We start from the raw sequence: 15,958 nt of genomic DNA, 5'->3' as shown, positions 1-15,958 counted from the left end.
GCGTTGAGATCCCGTTCCTCCCGAGGAGTGCCCGATATGGCCTTGAACCGCCGGAAGTTTCTGAAGAAGTCAGCCGTGACCGGTGCCGGTGTGGCCATCGCCGGTTCGGCTCTGGCGCCGACCGCGCAGGCGGCCGAAGCGACCGGCGGCAAGGAGAAGACCCCGAAGCGGTACCGCTTCACCGTGATGGGGACGACCGACCTGCACGGCAATGTCTTCAACTGGGACTACTTCACGGACAAGGAGTTCGACGACAAGGCGCACAACGACGTCGGCCTCGCGAAGATCTCGACCCTGGTGAACCGGATCCGCGAGGAGAAGGGGCGCGGCAACACGCTCCTCATCGACGCCGGTGACACCATCCAGGGCACCCAGCTGTCGTACTACTACGCGAAGGTCGACCCGATCACGGCCAAGGGCGGTCCCGTCCACCCGATGGCTCAGGCGATGAACGCGATCGACTACGACGCGGCGGCGCTCGGGAACCACGAGTTCAACTACGGCATTCCGGTGCTGCGGAAGTTCCAGGAGCAGTGCCGTTTCCCGCTGCTGGGTGCGAACGCGCTGGACGCGAAGACGCTGCGCCCGGCGTTCCCGCCGTTCAGCATGCACCGGCTGCGGACGCCGTTCGGGCGGGATGTGAAGGTGGCGGTGCTGGGTCTGACGAACCCGGGGATCGCGATCTGGGACAAGGCGAACGTGCAGGGGAAGATGACGTTCCCGGGTCTGGAGGAGCAGGCGGCGAAGTGGGTGCCGAAGCTCAGGTCGATGGGCGCGGACGTCGTCATCGTGTCGGCGCACAGCGGTTCGTCGGGGACGTCGTCGTACGGTGACCAGTTGCCGTACATCGAGAACGCGGCGGGTCTGGTGGCGGAGCAGGTGCCGGGGATCGACGCGATCCTGGTGGGGCACGCGCACACGGAGATCCCGGAGTACTTCGTCACCAACAAGAAGACCGGCAAGCAGGTCGTACTGTCGGAGCCGCTGAAGTGGGGGCAGCGGCTGACGCTGTTCGACTTCGAGCTGGTGTGGAGCCGGGGCTGCTGGAAGGTCGAGAAGGTCGGTGCGCAGGTTCTCAACTCCAACACGGTGGAGGAGGACCCGAAGATCGTGAAGCTGCTGTCGGACGAGCACGAGAAGGTCGTGGCGTACGTCAACCAGGTGATCGGTACGAACACCGCGACGATGACGTCGGTGGAGGCGCCGTACAAGGACGTCCCGATCATCGACCTGATCAACCACATCCAGGCCGACACGGTGAAGCAGGCGCTGGCCTCGTCGGAGTACGCGTCGCTGCCGGTGCTGTCGCAGGCGGCGGCGTTCTCCCGCAGCGCGGTGATCCCGGCGGGGAACGTCACCATCCGTGATGTCGCCGGTCTGTATGTCTTCGAGAACACGCTGGAGGCGCGTCTGATGACGGGTGCGCAGATGAAGGCGTACCTGGAGTTCTCGGCGAACTACTTCGTGCAGACGGCGCCGGACGCGGTGGTGGACCCGGCGAAGCTGACGAACGCGAACGGTACGCCGGACTACAACTACGACGCGGTGAGCGGTCTGTCGTACGAGATCGACATCGCGCAGCCGGCCGGTTCGCGGATCAGGAACGTGCGGTTCGAGGGTGCGCCGTTGGCGGACGACCAGAAGTTCGTGTTCGCGGTGAACAACTACCGGGCCAACGGCGGCGGCAACTTCCCGCATGTGGCGGCGGCGCCGATGCTGTGGTCGAACTCGGACGAGATCCGTAACACGATGATCGCGTGGGTGAAGGCCAAGGGGGCGATCGACCCGGCCCAGTTCGCGTCGGTGGACTGGAAGCTGACGCGGAACGGTACGCCGGTCTTCTAGGAGAACGGCTCTCCGCCTCGCGGGGGTGACAGGTCGAACGGCGTCGGCGCCCGGTGGTGCGCCGGCGCCGTTCGGCGTGTGTGCCATGGCCGCTCCCGGTGGGTCAGCGCACGTCGGCCAGGGGGCTCGGCGGGCTGGTGGCCTTCTCGTTCCTGGCCCGGGGGACGTGGGGCCGGGGTTCGAGGCCGAAGGTGGTGAAGGCGGTGCGGCTCGGCAGGGGGTAGGTCTCCTTGCCGGTGAGGGTGTTGAGGATGGTGGCGCTGCGCCAGGCGGCGAGGCCCAGGTCGGGGGCGCCGACGCCGTGGGTGTGGAGGTCGGCGTTCTGGATGTGGACCTGGCTGCCGGTGGCCGTGATCGACGGGTCGAGGATCATGCGGAAGTGTTCGTCGACTCGGGGGCGTCCGTGGCTGTCCCGGCGGATGTAGGGGTCGAGGCCGGCGAGGACATGGTCGAGGGGGCGTTCGCGGTAGCCGGTGGCGAGGACGACGGCGTCGGTGGTGAGCCGGGAGCGGGTGCCCTGTTCGGTGTGTTCGAGGTGGAGTTCGACCTTGGTGGCGGCGAGGCGACCGGCGGTGCGGACGTGGACGCCGGGGGTGAGGACGGTGTCGGGCCAGCCTCCGTCGAGGGTGCGGCGGTAGAGCTCGTCGTGGATGGCGGCGATGGTGTCGGTGCCGATGCCCTTGTGGAGGCGCCACTGGGTGGTGACGAGCCGGGCGCGGGTGGATTCGGCGAGGGCGTGGAAGTAGTGGGTGTAGTCGGGGGTGAAGTGCTCCAGCCCGAGCTTGGAGTACTCCATGGGGGCGAAGGCCTCGGTGCGGCCCAGCCAGTGCAGCCCTTCGCGGCCGTTGGGCCGGTGGCGCAGCAGGTCGAGGAAGACCTCGGCCCCTGACTGTCCGGTGCCGATGACGGTGATGTGTCCGGCGGTGAGGAGGCGGTCGCGTGCGTCCAGGTAGTCGGCGGCGTGGATGACGGGGACACCGGGGGCCTCGACGAGTGGTCTGAGGGGCTCGGGCACGAAGGGTTCGGTGCCGACGCCGAGGACGACGTTGCGGGTGTGGGTGCGGCCGTGTGCGGCGTGGCCGTCGGTGTCGAGGCGGGTGAAGTCTACTTCGAACAGGTCGCGTTCGGGGTTCCAGCGTACGGCGTCGACCTGGTGGCCGAAGTGGAGGCCGGGGAGGTTCTCGCTGACCCAGCGGCAGTAGGCGTCGTACTCGGCGCGCTGGATGTGGAAGCGCTCGGCGAAGTAGAAGGGGAAGAGCCGGTCGCGGGTCTTGAGGTAGTTGAGGAACGACCAGGGGCTGGCGGGGTCGGCGAGGGTCACCAGGTCGGCGAGGAACGGGACCTGGAGGGTGGCGCCCTCGATGAGCAGGCCGGGGTGCCAGTGGAAGCCGGGGCGTTGTTCGTAGAAGACGGCGTCGAGTTCGGCGAGGGGGTGGGCGAGGGCGGCGAGGGAGAGGTTGGCGGGGCCGATGCCCACGCCGACGACGTCGCGGGGGGCTTCGGGTTCGCGGTTCGGGGTGGCGGGGGCGGGGGCGGGGTTCGGGGCGGACGGGGTCGTGCTCATGTCGGGGTGTGTCCTTCGGGGAGGTCCGCGGCTGCGGCGGGGTCGGCGCGTTCCACGAGTTCGAGGAGGGTGGCGAGGTCGCCGGGCCGGGTGTGGGGGTTGAGCAGGGTGGTCTTGAGCCAGAGCCGGCCGTCGAGGACGGCGCGGCCGAGGACCGCCCGGCCGTCGTGCAGGAGTTTTCGCCGTACGGCGGCCACGTCGTCGTCACGTGCGTGGGCGGGGCGGAACAGGACCGTGCTGATGGTGGGCCGGTCGTACAGCTCGAAGCGGGGGTGGGCGTCGATGAGTGCGGCGAACTGGTGCGCGAGGTCGCAGACCTGGTCGACGAGGGCGCCGAGCCCGGTGCGGCCGAGGGTGGCGAGGGTGGCCGCGATCTTGAGGATGTCGGGGCGGCGGGTGGTGCGCAGGGAGCGGCCGAGGAGGTCGGGCAGGCCGGCTTCGGTGTCGTCGTCGGCGTTGAGGTAGTCGGCGCGGTGGCCGAGTACGGCGAGGTCGGACGCGTCGCGGACGGTGAGGAGTCCGGCGGCGACCGGCTGCCAGCCGAGTTTGTGCAGGTCGAGGGTGACGGTGTGGGCGCGGTCCAGGGCGGTGAGGCGGGGGCGGTGGCGGGTGCTGAAGAGGAGGCCTCCGCCGTAGGCGGCGTCGATGTGGAGGCGGGCGCCGTGGGCCGTGCACAGGTCGGCGATGCCGGGCAGCGGGTCGATGAGTCCGGCGTCGGTGGTGCCGGCGGTCGCGGCGACGAGGAGGGGCCCTTTGAGCCGGGTGAGCGCGTGGTCGAGGGCGGCGGGGTCGAGGGTACCCGCCGGGGTGGGGACGATGACGGGCTCGGGCAGGCCGAGGAGCCAGGCGGCGCGGGGCAGGGAGTGGTGGGCGTTGGCTCCGCAGACGAGCCGTACTCCGGTGTGGGCTTCGCGGGCGAGGAGGACGGCGAGTTGGTTGGACTCGGTGCCGCCGGTGGTGACGAGGGCGTCGGCCGCGCCGGTCTCGGCGGCGAGGGCCCGGGTGACGAGTGCTTCGAGGGCGGAGGCGGCCGGGGCCTGGTCCCAGGAGTCCAGCGACGGGTTCAGTACGGAGGCGGCGAGGTCGGCGGCGGTGGCGACCGCCAGGGGCGGGGTGTGCAGATGGGCCGCGCACAGTGGGTGGGCGGGGTCCGCGGTGCCGGCCGCGAGGGCGTGGACCAGCCGCCGTAGCGCCTGTGGGTCTCCTTCGGCGGGCAGCGGGTCGCCGAGCGCGTCCCGCATTGCCGCGGCGACCGCTTCGGGTCCGCCGGCGGGCAGTGGGCCGCCTCTCGCTTCGGCGCCGTCCCGCAGCGCGTCGAGCACGGTGTCGATCAACGGCCGCAGCGCGTCGGGGTCTTGGGGGCCCGAGGCGAGGGGCGGGGTGGGCATGAGGTCCTCCGGAGCGCGGGAATCCCATCTTGTATGAGGATGAGGTGCGACTTCCGAAAAAACCGACAATGACAACTCGAAAGAGGGTAAGGGCCGCGCACGTCAGGGGTGCGGGGAACCGCGCGGCCGGCCACGCACTACCTGCGGACCGCGGCCGGCCCCGTCCCCGACGGCTTGGCCCGGAGGCCGGCTACACCTCCCTCACCTTCAGGGCGCGGTGCAGGTCGTCGAGTTGGTCCACCAGCTTGCGCCGCAGGGCCGGAATGGGGTCGGCCTGGCCGAGGCACCGCTCCCCCAGCCCGAGCGTCTGCGCTTCCACCGCGTACACGGGGAACGCCCAGCGTCCGGCGGCCTCCGCGATGGCGGGTCCGCGCCTGGCGGCCAGGGCGACCGCGTCGTCCCAGTAGCGGTCGACGTACTCCTGGAGGAGTTCGGCCTGTTCCGGCTGCCAGAAGCCCTGGGCGGTCGCGGTGAAGAGGTAGTTGGAGAGGTCGTCGGTGGTGAACATCGCCTCCCAGGCGGCCTGCTTGGCGTCCGGGTCGGGGAGGGCGGCCCGGCAGCGGGCTGCGCCTTCCCGGCCGGTGGCGCTGGGGTCGCGTTCCAGTTCCTCGGCGATCGCCCGGGCGTCGACCGCGCCGAGGACGGCGAGCCGGCCGAGGACGCGCCAGCGCAGTTCGGGGTCGAGTTCGGGGCCGCCGGGGACCGTGCCTTCGGCGAGCCAGGCGGCGATGGTGTCGGGGTGGGCGGCGACGTCGATGAAGTGGCGTACGGCGGTCAGGCGCAGGCCGGGGTTGTCGCCGTCCTCGGTGCGGCGGATGAGGTCGCGGCACAGGGCGGCGAGGGTGGACAGGCCGGCGGGGCGCTGCTCGGGGGTGAGGAAGCGGTCGGCGACCTGGGTGGTGGCGAAGGTGAGGACGCCCTGGACGATGGCGAGGTCGCTCTCCCGGGGCAGATGGGTGCGGGCGGCGTCCAGGTAGGCGGTGGGCGGGAGTTCGGCGTCGCGTACGGCGTCGCGCAGGGCGTTCCAGACGACGGCGCGGGTGAGCGGGTCGGGGAGTCCGCTGAGGTGGCCGGTGACGGTGGTGAAGGAGTCGGGGTCGAAGCGGACCTTGGCGTAGGTGAGGTCGGCGTCGTTGAGGAGGAGCAGGGCGGGGCGTTTGCCGATGGGCTGTTCGCCGTTCTGCGGGATGTCGAGTGCGAGGCTCTCGCGGAGGGTGAGGTTGCCCTGGTCGTCGCCGAGGTCCTGGTCGTAGATGCCGACGGTGATGTGGTGGGGCCGGCTGCCGGTGTGGTCGACGGTGAGGGTGTAGGTGCCGTCGGTGCCGCGGGTGACCTTGGGGGTGAGGGTGTCGACGCCGGTGGTGCGCAGCCAGGCGTCGGCCCAGGCGTGGACGTCGCGTTCGGTGGCGCCGGCGAGGTTGTCGATGAAGTCGGCGAGGGTGGCGTTGCCGAAGCGGTGGCGGGTGAAGTGGGCGTTGATGCCGGCGAGGAAGTCCTTCTCGCCGAGCCAGGCGACGAGCTGGCGCAGGGCGGAGGCGCCCTTGGCGTAGGAGATGCCGTCGAAGTTGAGGAGGGCGGCGGCGGTGTCGTCGACGTTCTCGGGGGCGACGGGGTGGGTGGAGGGGCGCTGGTCGGCGTCGTAGCCCCAGGCCTTGCGGGCGACGCCGAAGTCGACCCAGGTGTCGGTGCCCCACTTTCTGGGGGGAGTCCCCCCGGACCCCCCAAGGGTGGCCTCGGTGAGGGTCTGGTAGCCCATGTACTCGGCGAAGGACTCGTTGAGCCAGATGTCGTCCCACCAGGTGAGGGTGACGAGGTCGCCGAACCACATGTGGGCCATCTCGTGGGCGATGACCATGGCGCGGGTCTGGCGTTCGGTGTCGGTGACGGCGGAGCGGTAGACGAACTCGTCTCGGAAGGTGACGAGTCCGGGGTTCTCCATGGCGCCCGCGTTGAACTCGGGGACGAAGGCCTGGTCGTAGGAGTCGAAGGGGTACGGCTCCTCGAACTTCTCGTGGTAGCGGTCGAAGCAGGCGCGGGTGACGTCGAGGATCTCGTCGGCGTCGGTGTCGAGGTAGGGGGCGAGGGAGCGGCGGCAGTGGATGCCGAAGGGCAGGCCGCGGTGTTCGGTGCGGACGGAGTGCCAGGGGCCGGCGGCGACGGCGACGAGGTAGGTGGAGATGCGGGGAGTGGTGGCGGCGCGCCAGGTGCCGTCGTCCTGCTGTTCGGTGATGCCGTTGGCGAGGACGGTCCAGCCTTCGGGGGCGGTGACGGTCAGGTCGAAGACGGCCTTGAGGTCGGGTTGGTCGAACGCGGCGAAGACGCGTTGGACGTCGTCCAGGAAGAGCTGGGTGTAGACGTAGGTCTCACCGTCGGTGGGGTCGGTGAAGCGGTGCATGCCCTCGCCGGTGCGGGAGTAGCGCATGGCGGCGTCGACCCGCAGTTCGTGTTCGCCCGGGGCGAGCCCGGTGAGTTGCAGGCGGTTGCCGTCGAGGGCCCCTGGGTCGAGGGGCTTGCCGTCGAGGGTGACGGAGCGCAGGTCGGCGGGCTTGAGCTCGACGAAGGTGTGCGCGGCCTTTTTCTTTCCCCGTACCGTGAAGCGGATGACGGTACGGGAGTCGAAGGTCTCGTCGCCGCGCGTGAGGTCGAGGGTGATCTCGTAGCGGTGGACGTCGAGGAGCCGGGCACGGGCTTGCGCTTCGTCGCGCGTCAGTACGGACATGAGGGACATGCTGCCTGATGCCCCGGGCACGGGACAGGGGCGGGCCGGGTACGCCACCTATGTCCGGTCGTACGCGCCGCGCGCCCGGTCGTATGCGGCCTATGCCCGGTCGTTCGCGCTGTCCCGCGTGTCGTCCGTGCGTCCCCGTGGTGCGGGGAGGCGGCCGGTGTCGGTGTGCTTGCGGTCGTCTCGGTCCTGGTGGTCCTTGAGGCGGGCGCGCAGTTCGCGGACCTCGCGTTCCAGGGCGTGGGAGCGTTCGTGGGCGTCGAACAGGTAGCGGACCTTGGTGCGCAGCGCCCAGGGGTCGATGGGTTTCATGACGAGGTCGGCCACGCCGAGGCGGTAGGCGGCGGCGGTGAGCTCGGCGTCGGAGCCGAAACCGGTGAGGAGGATGACGGGGATGTGCTGGGTCTGTTCGACGCCGCGCATGTAGCGGACTACGTCGAGGCCGCTGACGCCGGGCATGCGTACGTCGAGGAGGAGCAGGCCGACCTGGCCGCGCAGGACTTCCTTGAGCGCGGCGTCGCCGTTGGTGGCGCGGGTCAGGCGGTAGCCCAGCGGGGCCAGGGCGCTCTCCAGGGCGTAGAGCGTGTCCTCGTGGTCGTCCACGATGAGGATCTTGGCTTCCGGCGGCATGGCCCGTGTCCCCTCGCTCGGGTCTGGGGCGCGCGGTCGGCGGCGCCTTGATCCGAGTTTCTCACTGCGTGTTGTCAGTGTCTGACGAAGAGTGCCCACGCAGGATGCCCGCCGGGGGGCGTGATGTCACTCCCCCGGGGTCACCGCTGTCCCGTGCCGGCGCCGTTCGCGCCGTTCGCGCTGCTCGTGCCGGTGGTGCCGTTCAGCGCGTCGTCCGCGATGCGTTCGTGGTGCCGGATGACCTCGGCGATGATGAAGTTGAGGAGCTTCTCCGCGAAGGCCGGGTCCAGTTTGGCGCTCTCGGCGAGTCCGCGCAGCCGGTTGATCTGCTGGGCCTCGCGGGCCGGGTCGGCGGGGGGCAGCTGGTGCGCGGCCTTGAGGTGGCCGACCCGCTGGGTGCACTTGAAGCGTTCGGCGAGCATGTGGACGACGGCGGCGTCGATGTTGTCGATGCTGTCCCGCAGCCGGGTGAGCTCCGCACGCACCTCGGCGTCGACCTCTCCGGCCGCCGCCCCGCTGTTCGCCTCGTTGGTGTCGCTGGTGGTCATGGTCGTCACCCTACGTCGGCCCGGCCGGCCGTCTCACGCCGCTCCCGGCGGCCCGGCGGACGCCGGGCCGCAGCGGATTAGAGTGGACGTGTCGAGGCGTCTTTGGGGGTGCGGACGTGGCGAACGGCGGACCGGTCGAGCACGGCTACCCGCACCTGGAGGTCGTGCGGGAGTCGGTCACCGCGCTCTACAAGCGGCTGTCGTACGACACGGTCCACTCGTTCGACACGAGTGTCGCCCCGGTCGACGTGGCGTTCGGCGACACCGACGATCTGCATCTGGGTGCCCAGCGGGTCGCCCGTGAGCTGGTGCGGCACTATCGGCTGCCGGACGCCCGGCTGATCGTCGGCTTCCGGGAGATGGCCCATGCGGCGAACGTCGAACTGGCCGCCGGGCCGGAGTACTTCGTCGAGTTGAACGACCGCTTCCGTAGGCATCGGCGGGACATCGGCGCGGCCCTCGCGCATGAGGTGGCGCATGTCTGTCTGCACCGTCTGGGGCTGTCGTTCCCCGGGGTCCGTGAGAACGAGATCCTCACGGACACGGCGGCGACGTATCTGGGGGCGGGCTGGCTGCTGCTGGACGCGTACCGGGAGGACGGGGCGTCGTCGCAGAAGCTGGGGTATCTGACGCCGGAGGAGTTCGGGTACGTGCTGGCCAAGCGGGCGCGGGTCTTCGGGGAGGACCCTTCGGTGTGGTTCACCAGTGCGCAGGCGTACGCGGCGTACACGGAGGGCCGGGTGCGGGCGCGGCGGGACGAGGAGCAGCCGCCGTTGTCCGCGGCGGGGTGGGCGGGGCGGCGGCGGTACGCGCGGGACCGGCGCCGTGCGCGGGACGCGCGGCAGGGCGGGGCTGAGCGGGGGGTGCCGTACGCCTTCTCGCCGGAGGGGGCGCGGGGTGGGGGGTTGCGGGTGTCGTTTCCCTGTCCGACGTGTCATCAGCGCATCCGGGTGCCGGTTCGGGGGCGGGTGCGGGCCCGCTGCGGGTTGTGCCGGACGGTGCTGGAGTGCGACACCTAGTTGTTCTGTCCCCGGAGGGTGTGGGGCGGGTGCGGCGCGTTCCCTTGTCAGGGCGTGGGGGTGCCCGTGTGCCCCCTTGTAGGTTGATCACACCCCCATGGAAAGGACGCCCCCGGTGCGAATCCGACGAACGCGGTCCGTGTTGGTCGCCGCATCCGCCGCGCTGCTGCTCTCCGGTGCCGCCGCCGTACCCGCCGCCGCCCAGCCGCGGCCCCCGGTGTCGGCGCCTTCCGCCGCTCATGGACTCACCTCGCTGACGGACCTGTTCGCCGAGCGGCTGCTGGTAGCCGACCAGGTGGCCGCCGCCAAGTACGGCACCGACCGGCCGATCGACGACCCCGCGCGGGAGCGGAAGATCCTCGATGACGTCGCCGCACGGGCCGTCGGGCTCGGCCTGGACCCTGACTCGGTGGTCGCCGTCTTCCGGGACCAGATCGAGGCGAACAAGCTGGTGCAGCGCGGGCTGTACGCGCGTTGGGACGCGCACCCCGAGGAGCGGCCCACCCGGCGGCCGGACCTCGACAAGGAGGTCCGGCCGGCGCTCGACCGCATCACTACGGGGCTGCTCGACGCGCTGGTGGCGACCGAGGGCGTGCGCAGCTCGCCGTCGTGCGAGCCGCGGCTGTACGGCGCGGCCGCCTGGTCGGCGTACGGCCATCGGCTGGACGTCCTGCATCTGAGGGGGCTGGAGCGGGCGTTGCCCTCGGTGTGCGCACGGTCGTGACCGGGTTCCGGCCGGCAGGTCAGACTCTCGTCGGCACCCGGTCCGGCCCCGGCTGATTCCACAGGGAGCGGTCCTGGACCTCGCCCGGCGGGGCGGCCGGATAGGGGGCGTTCCAGCCGTGGGGGAAGGGCGTGCCGCCGGGGACGATCAGGTTGGTGCGCTCGTCGCACGCCAGGATGGCCCTGAGCCAGGTGCGTACGGCGTGGTGGAAGTCGTAGGTGAGCGGGGCGGGGGTGAGCAGCCAGTCGCGGCACTGGCTGCCCACGTGCCGGCGGTAGTCGCCGCGGTCCCTGCGGGGCCACGGGCTCTCCGGCTGGAGAAGATGCAGTCCGTACCCCAGCCCGGTGAACGCCTCCAGGGCGCGGCCCAGGCTGTCGTGGTCGGAGCCGGGCAGGATCTCCAGCACGATCCAGGGCCGGTGGCGGCGCACCGTCCCGAGGGCGCCCGCCAGGACCTGGCCCTCCAGTGTCTCCACATCGATCTTGATGAGATGGGGGCGGGCCGATCGTTCCTCGGTGAAGGCGTCCAGTGTGGTGACCGGCACGCTCACGGTCTCGGTGTGCCTGCGGTGCGCGGCGTTGAGGGAGTTGGAGGACTCCCCCTTCAGGGACAGGCAGAGCTCGGCGGTGCCCGGGGTGTCGGAGACCGCCGAGGTGATCAGTTCGAATCCGAGGCCGTTGTACCGGCGGATGTCCGCGCAGAGGCGTGCCGTGTCCGGTGTCGGTTCGAAGGCGTGCACCGAGAGCCGGTCGCCGTACACCGCGTCGATCAGCGCCGCGTAGAGCCCGATGTGCGCGCCGACGTCGTAGACCGCGCTGCCCGGCGGCGCCTGCTGCGCGACGGCCAGCAGCGTCGCCTGGGTCACGGGTTCGTATCCCGCGAGGCCGGATCGGCGCAGTTGCCGCTGTACGGCGGTCTGCTTGCGGCTCAGGACGTTGAGCGCGCGTGGATAGGGGCCGTGGGCCTCGATGACGCCGGGATGGTGAGGGAGCCTGATGGCAAGGGGCATGGCGGAAAGAGCGCTTCCTTGTGGTCGGGCTGGTGCTCGAAGGGGCTGGGGGTGGGGAAGTAGCCGTCCAGGAAGGTCCGCACGAGGGCCTCGTTGGTGGGTCCCTCGCCGTCGCGGGTCACCGTGTCGTTGAGGCAGAAGGCGACGTTCGATCTGGAGGCCAGCAGACGGCCCAGCCGGGGGGCGATGCCGGGCTGGGAGATGTCGACGTAGTCGTAGCGGATGCTGCCGGGTACGGCCCGGCCGGTGTGGAACGCGTAGTAGTGGTGCAGGGAGTTGGTGATCGAGATGTCGTCCGGGCCGCGGAACGGGTTGGCGGCGGTGCGCCGGTGGTCCTCCGCGAAGACCTCTTCGATCTCCGCGAGCACACTGCGCCGCAGTGCGCACGGCGTGTGCTTCATCTTCTGGATGATGCTGCTGCCGAAGCGGGCGCGCAGGAGCCGGCGGTTGGTGAGGCCCGCGGCGGAGACGGGTACGTCGTCCGCGCTCGCGGCGCCCACGGGCGGCAGCAACGCCTTCGAGAGGAAGAACTTGCTGATGCCGTTGGCCAGGAAGAAGTGCTGCGGCACCGTGGGGCGTCCGAGGAAGACGTCGTCGTTGAAGTAGAGGAAGTGTTCGGCGAGGCCCTCGATGTGGTGCAGCTGGCTCTCGATGGCGTGGGAGTTGAACGTGGGGAGCACCGTGGGGTCCGTGAAGATCTCCCGGTGGTCGACGACGGTGAGCCCGGGATGCGCGGTGTCCAGCCACGCGGGTACCTGCTGGTCGGTGACGAGGTACACATGCCGGATCCAGGGGGCGTACATGTGCAGCGAGCGCAGCGAGTAGCGCAGTTCGTCACGGCTGAGGAAGCGGGCCGCGTTGGCGGCCTGCGGGTGGTACGGCTCCCCCACGACCGTCGCGCGACGCCGCTGCCATGCGGGATCGGAGCCGTCGACCCAGGTGTACACGGCGTCGACGGGGAAGTGGATGTCGTCGGGCACCGGCTCGGCGAACTCGCGCCGGGTGCGTACGGTGACGGGCTGCGGCCGGGTGTGCTCGGACGCGAGCCGGGTGAAGCGGCGGCCGGGGACCTCGACGGCGGGTGCCTCCCGGCAGACGCGCTCGCAGGTGCGGTTGGGGCGCGGCGCCACGAGTTCGGCGCCCTCGTCGGAGGGCCGCCAGACCTCGATGTCGCAGCCGTAGCCGGCGCCGAGCACCAGGCCGGGGGCGGCCGCGTCGGCCAGGTAGCAGAAGACGCGGATGACCTGTCGGCCGGCGGCCCGCTGCCAGGAACGCCGGGAGCCGACCGGTTCGGCGCGCCGGTCCCTGGCCCGCTCCGATCCGCCCGTCCGCGTGAGGTACGCCGGCACGTGCGCGCCCATGGCGATCAGTGCGCTCTCGGCTGCCTCCCGGTCCTCCGAGCTGATGCCCACGGCGGAGGAGGTGCTCGCGGCATTGCGTACGACGAAGTGCTCCACGCCTGCCTGCTCCAGCGTGTTCAGCACGAGTCGCAGATTGTGCTCCCGGGCCAGGAGGGGTGTCACGCCTTCGCGGAGCAGGGCGACACGGGTCCCTCCGGCGGTCTGTACGGGCACCCGTTCGCCGTCCCGCAGCAGTCCGAGGCGCTTCAGGCGCGCGCACAGCAGACGGTGCCGTGCCTGGCGGGCCAGGGCGGCCGGTCTGTCCAGCCGCTGCCGCAGCAGTTCCCACCGCTCGGGACCGAACCGTGCCCGCACTGCCCTGCGCATCGGCAGGGGCAGCAGCCTGCGGTAGGTCCTGAGCAGCAGCGACAGCGGCTCGGTCTGGAGCTGCGCGGCGCGGATCGGATCGGCCTGCGCCGAGACGTTGACGGTCATGGCACACCCCTGGTCTGTGTCGTCCAGGTTTCTATGCACTTGCCCGCCGGGCGAATATCGGATATGAGCGAAAACAGCCCGATTGCCCTACTGTCTCAGCCTGATGCCACCGGCCGGTCGGCGTACGGGAGACGCGGTCGTCCGGGGCCCGGCCCCCCCGTTCGAGTCCCCGGCGTTCCGCAGGGCCGTGCTCGATCGGGGCCCCGCCGGTCACCCGGGGGGACCAAGGACCCCGCCCTCTGTGGATCGAGGCCGAGTGACGGACGTGGTTGGCGGTCAGCGGACGGCGTCGGGGACCGTGTCCTGCTCGACCGTGCCGCGGAAGCCGAAGACGTGAGCCACCCAGGTGTCGAGCAGGGCCTCGAACGCCTCGACGGATTTCATCGCGGGGGTCGGGAGCGTACCCGCGTCGTCGAGGCTCACGATGTAGTCGACGTCAGCCCACCCGCCGCGGTACAGGACGACGTGCAGTTCGGCCTCGGACGCGCCGCGCAGGTCGATGCCGATCGAGTCGGGATCCTTCACCCGGGACCTGTCCGTCTCCAGCCGCCGCGGCCAAGGGGCTGCGGCGTCGCGCCAGGTCAGGGGCGCGAGGACCAGTCCTGCCGCCTGCCAGGCGGGCCGGCGGGCGAGGACCGCGGCGACGGCCTCGTGAAGATCGATGACTCGCTCCATGGGGCAATGATCGCCTGTCGCGGCACGTTGCCGGGGCCCGGCACGGCTACCCGGCGCCGTACACCCGTCCCGGCCGTTCCGCCTCCGCCAGGAGTTTCAGGGTCGCCTCGCCCGCCTCCCTCGGGGTCCAGCGGGAGGGCCGGGTGGCCGTGGGGCCGGGCCGCCAGCCCTCCATGACCGTGATGCGGCCGCCCTCCGTCTCGAAGACGCGGCCGGTGACCGGGGCACTGGCGGCCGAGCCCAGCCAGACGACGAGGGGGGAGACGTTCTCCGGGGCCATGGCGTCGAAGCCGGTGCCGGGGGCGGTCATCGTCTCGGCGAAGACCCGCTCGGTCATCCTGGTGCGGGCCGCGGGGGCGATGGCGTTGACGAGGACGCCGTAGCGGCCCAGTTCCGCCGCCGCGACGAGGGTGAGGCCGATGACGCCGGCCTTGGCGGCGCTGTAGTTGCCCTGGCCGACGGAGCCGAGGAGACCGGCGCCGCTGCTCGTGTTGATGACGCGCGCCACGGGCGGGCGGCCCGCCTTGGCCTCGGCGCGCCAGTGCAGGGCGGCGTGCTTCAGGGGCAGGAAGTGGCCCTTGAGGTGGACGCGCAGGACGGCGTCCCAGTCGTCCTCGTCCAGGTTGACGAGCATGCGGTCGCGCAGGAAGCCGGCGTTGTTGACGAGGGTGTCGAGGCGGCCGTACGCGTCGAGTGCGGTGCGGATCAGGGACGCGGCCCCGTCGGTGGTGGCGACGTCCCCGCCGTGGGCGGTCGCCTCCCCTCCGGCGGCGCGGATCTCGTCGACGACCCGGGCGGCGGGGCCGTCGGGGCCCGGAGCGCCGTCCAGGCCCACGCCGAGGTCGTTGACGACCACCCGGGCGCCCTCCGCGGCGTACGCGAGGGCGTGTGCGCGGCCCAGTCCGCGCCCAGCACCGGTCACGATCACGACGCGCCCCTCGCACAGTCGCCGTCCGCTCATCGTCCGCCTCCTCGGGTGCCGTTGCCGTTGTCGGGGGTGCCTCGGCCGGTGTCGTCCCGTGCGTCCCGGCCGGTGTCGTCGGCGCCGCCTCGGCCGGTGGGATGCGCGGTGCCCCGGTCGGCGACATCCGTGGCGCCCCGGTCGGCGCCGTCCGTGGCGCCCCGGTCGGCGCCGTCCGCGGTGCCCCCGTCGGCGCCGTCCGCGGTGCCCCCGTCGGCGCCATCCGTGGTGCCCCGGTCGGCGTCGTCCGCGGTGTCCCCGCCGGCATCGTCCGCGGTGTCCCGACCCGTCGTCGCCGCGTCGAGGAACGCGGGGTGCTCGCCGCCGCCGTGGACCAGCAGGGAGGCCCCGGTGATGTACGACGCCGCGTCGGACGCGAGGAAGACCGCCGCGTCGCCGGCGTCGGAGGGTTCGGCGAGGCGGCCGAGGGGGACCGTGCGGGCGACGGCCGTGACGCCGTGCTCGTCGCCGTAGTGGAGATGGGAGAGCTCCGTGCGGACCATGCCCAGGACGAGCGTGTTGACGCGGATGTCGGGGGCCCACTCCACGGCCATCGAGCGCGCGAGGTGTTCCAGACCGGCCTTGGCGGCGCCGTACGCGGCGGAGCCGGGCGAGGGGCGGCTGCCGCTGACGCTGCCGATCATCACGATCGAGCCCCGCGCACGCTTCAGGTGCGCGTGAGCGGCGAGGGAGACGGTCAGCGGGGCCGTGAGGTTGAGGTCGATGACACGGGCGTGACGGCGGGCGTCGGTGCCGGCGAGCGGGCGGTGGGGCGTGCCGCCCGCGTTGTTGACGAGGACGTCGAGGCGGGGCAGGCCGTCGAAGAGGGCCTGGACGGCGTCCGGGTCACGGACGTCCACGGGCAGGAACTCGGCGCCCTTGAGCGGGGTTTCGGGTGGGCGGCGGGCGCAGATCACGACGTCGGCGCCCGCTTCGGCGAAGGCGCGGGCGATGCCGGCGCCGACGCCGCGTGTGCCGCCGGTGACGACGGCGAGCTTCCCGTTGAGCTCCATCCGCTGCTACCTTCCACCAAAC

At 71.8% G+C, this 15,958-nt stretch carries 12 protein-coding genes and 1 pseudogene; 3 read left to right on the top strand and 10 right to left on the bottom strand.

Features of this window, described 5'->3' with window-relative positions; translation table 11 throughout:
* The first annotated feature begins 36 nt into the window (after nucleotides 1-36).
* The gene (locus tag AC067N_RS01900) at nucleotides 37-1,845 is read left to right on the top strand and encodes a bifunctional metallophosphatase/5'-nucleotidase (protein ID WP_478676907.1); all 1,809 of its coding nucleotides are present in this window, start codon (nucleotides 37-39) and stop codon (nucleotides 1,843-1,845) included.
* Between the two features lie 103 nt (nucleotides 1,846-1,948).
* Here the strand turns inward: AC067N_RS01900 and AC067N_RS01895 are convergent, their stop codons facing one another.
* From AC067N_RS01895 to AC067N_RS01875, 5 genes are all read right to left on the bottom strand, one after another.
* Nucleotides 1,949-3,409 (bottom strand): lysine N(6)-hydroxylase/L-ornithine N(5)-oxygenase family protein, encoded by a 1,461-nt coding sequence (locus AC067N_RS01895; RefSeq protein ID WP_478676906.1) that lies wholly within the window; start codon nucleotides 3,407-3,409, stop codon nucleotides 1,949-1,951.
* Nucleotides 3,406-4,797: a pyridoxal phosphate-dependent decarboxylase family protein gene (locus AC067N_RS01890; RefSeq protein WP_478676905.1), complete on the bottom strand. Its 1,392-nt coding sequence runs from the start codon at nucleotides 4,795-4,797 to the stop codon at nucleotides 3,406-3,408. The genes AC067N_RS01895 and AC067N_RS01890 overlap by 4 nt, the downstream gene beginning before the upstream one ends.
* A gap of 190 nt (nucleotides 4,798-4,987) precedes the next feature.
* A complete protein-coding gene (gene pepN, locus AC067N_RS01885; protein ID WP_478676904.1) occupies nucleotides 4,988-7,525 on the bottom strand; it encodes an aminopeptidase N in 2,538 nt (845 codons plus the stop codon).
* A gap of 90 nt (nucleotides 7,526-7,615) precedes the next feature.
* Nucleotides 7,616-8,152 (bottom strand): response regulator, encoded by a 537-nt coding sequence (locus AC067N_RS01880; protein ID WP_478676903.1) that lies wholly within the window; start codon nucleotides 8,150-8,152, stop codon nucleotides 7,616-7,618.
* A gap of 140 nt (nucleotides 8,153-8,292) precedes the next feature.
* Nucleotides 8,293-8,700 carry a chorismate mutase gene (locus tag AC067N_RS01875; protein ID WP_478676902.1) on the bottom strand — a complete coding sequence of 136 codons (408 nt, stop codon included), beginning with the start codon at nucleotides 8,698-8,700 and terminating at the stop codon, nucleotides 8,293-8,295.
* 116 nt (nucleotides 8,701-8,816) lie between these two features.
* Between AC067N_RS01875 and AC067N_RS01870 the strand changes: the two genes are divergently transcribed.
* Nucleotides 8,817-9,719 (top strand): hypothetical protein, encoded by a 903-nt coding sequence (locus AC067N_RS01870; RefSeq protein ID WP_478676901.1) that lies wholly within the window; start codon nucleotides 8,817-8,819, stop codon nucleotides 9,717-9,719.
* A 97-nt stretch (nucleotides 9,720-9,816) separates the two neighbouring features.
* A complete protein-coding gene (locus tag AC067N_RS01865; RefSeq protein ID WP_478676900.1) occupies nucleotides 9,817-10,443 on the top strand; it encodes a chorismate mutase in 627 nt (208 codons plus the stop codon).
* 19 nt (nucleotides 10,444-10,462) lie between these two features.
* Here the strand turns inward: AC067N_RS01865 and AC067N_RS01860 are convergent, their stop codons facing one another.
* From AC067N_RS01860 to AC067N_RS01840, 5 genes and pseudogenes are all read right to left on the bottom strand, one after another.
* Complete coding sequence (locus AC067N_RS01860) at nucleotides 10,463-11,452, bottom strand: FkbM family methyltransferase (protein WP_478676899.1); 990 nt, start codon at nucleotides 11,450-11,452, stop codon at nucleotides 10,463-10,465.
* Nucleotides 11,371-13,287, bottom strand: a complete 1,917-nt coding sequence (locus AC067N_RS01855; RefSeq protein ID WP_478676898.1) for a stealth family protein — start codon at nucleotides 13,285-13,287, stop codon at nucleotides 11,371-11,373. Before AC067N_RS01855 ends, AC067N_RS01860 begins: the two co-directional genes overlap by 82 nt.
* A 276-nt stretch (nucleotides 13,288-13,563) precedes the next feature.
* On the bottom strand, nucleotides 13,564-13,962 hold the full coding sequence (locus tag AC067N_RS01850; protein ID WP_478676897.1) for a hypothetical protein: 399 nt from the start codon (nucleotides 13,960-13,962) through the stop codon (nucleotides 13,564-13,566).
* Nucleotides 13,963-14,008: 46 nt separating this feature from the next.
* The gene (locus AC067N_RS01845) at nucleotides 14,009-14,923 is read right to left on the bottom strand and encodes an SDR family oxidoreductase (RefSeq protein WP_478676896.1); all 915 of its coding nucleotides are present in this window, start codon (nucleotides 14,921-14,923) and stop codon (nucleotides 14,009-14,011) included.
* A 275-nt stretch (nucleotides 14,924-15,198) separates the two neighbouring features.
* Nucleotides 15,199-15,936 (bottom strand): annotated as a pseudogene (locus AC067N_RS01840) (SDR family oxidoreductase); the annotation flags it as partial.
* Between the last annotated feature and the right edge of the window lie 22 nt (nucleotides 15,937-15,958).

This window comes from Streptomyces sp. NPDC042364 (genome assembly GCF_056437585.1).
This window is presented reverse-complemented; position numbering and strand designations above follow the sequence as displayed.

Excerpts from the sequence above, each read along its gene's own strand:
- pepN (WP_478676904.1), bottom strand. The coding sequence starts at position 7,525 with ATGTCCCTCATGTCCGTACTGACGCGCGACGAAGCGCAAGCCCGTGCC.
- AC067N_RS01850 (WP_478676897.1), bottom strand. The coding sequence starts at position 13,962 with ATGGAGCGAGTCATCGATCTTCACGAGGCCGTCGCCGCGGTCCTCGCC.
- AC067N_RS01875 (WP_478676902.1), bottom strand. The coding sequence starts at position 8,700 with ATGACCACCAGCGACACCAACGAGGCGAACAGCGGGGCGGCGGCCGGA.
- AC067N_RS01895 (WP_478676906.1), bottom strand. The coding sequence starts at position 3,409 with ATGAGCACGACCCCGTCCGCCCCGAACCCCGCCCCCGCCCCCGCCACC.
- AC067N_RS01845 (WP_478676896.1), bottom strand. The coding sequence starts at position 14,923 with ATGAGCGGACGGCGACTGTGCGAGGGGCGCGTCGTGATCGTGACCGGT.
- AC067N_RS01855 (WP_478676898.1), bottom strand. The coding sequence starts at position 13,287 with ATGACCGTCAACGTCTCGGCGCAGGCCGATCCGATCCGCGCCGCGCAG.
- AC067N_RS01880 (WP_478676903.1), bottom strand. The coding sequence starts at position 8,152 with ATGCCGCCGGAAGCCAAGATCCTCATCGTGGACGACCACGAGGACACG.
- AC067N_RS01900 (WP_478676907.1), top strand. The coding sequence starts at position 37 with ATGGCCTTGAACCGCCGGAAGTTTCTGAAGAAGTCAGCCGTGACCGGT.
- AC067N_RS01890 (WP_478676905.1), bottom strand. The coding sequence starts at position 4,797 with ATGCCCACCCCGCCCCTCGCCTCGGGCCCCCAAGACCCCGACGCGCTG.
- AC067N_RS01865 (WP_478676900.1), top strand. The coding sequence starts at position 9,817 with ATGGAAAGGACGCCCCCGGTGCGAATCCGACGAACGCGGTCCGTGTTG.
- AC067N_RS01860 (WP_478676899.1), bottom strand. The coding sequence starts at position 11,452 with ATGCCCCTTGCCATCAGGCTCCCTCACCATCCCGGCGTCATCGAGGCC.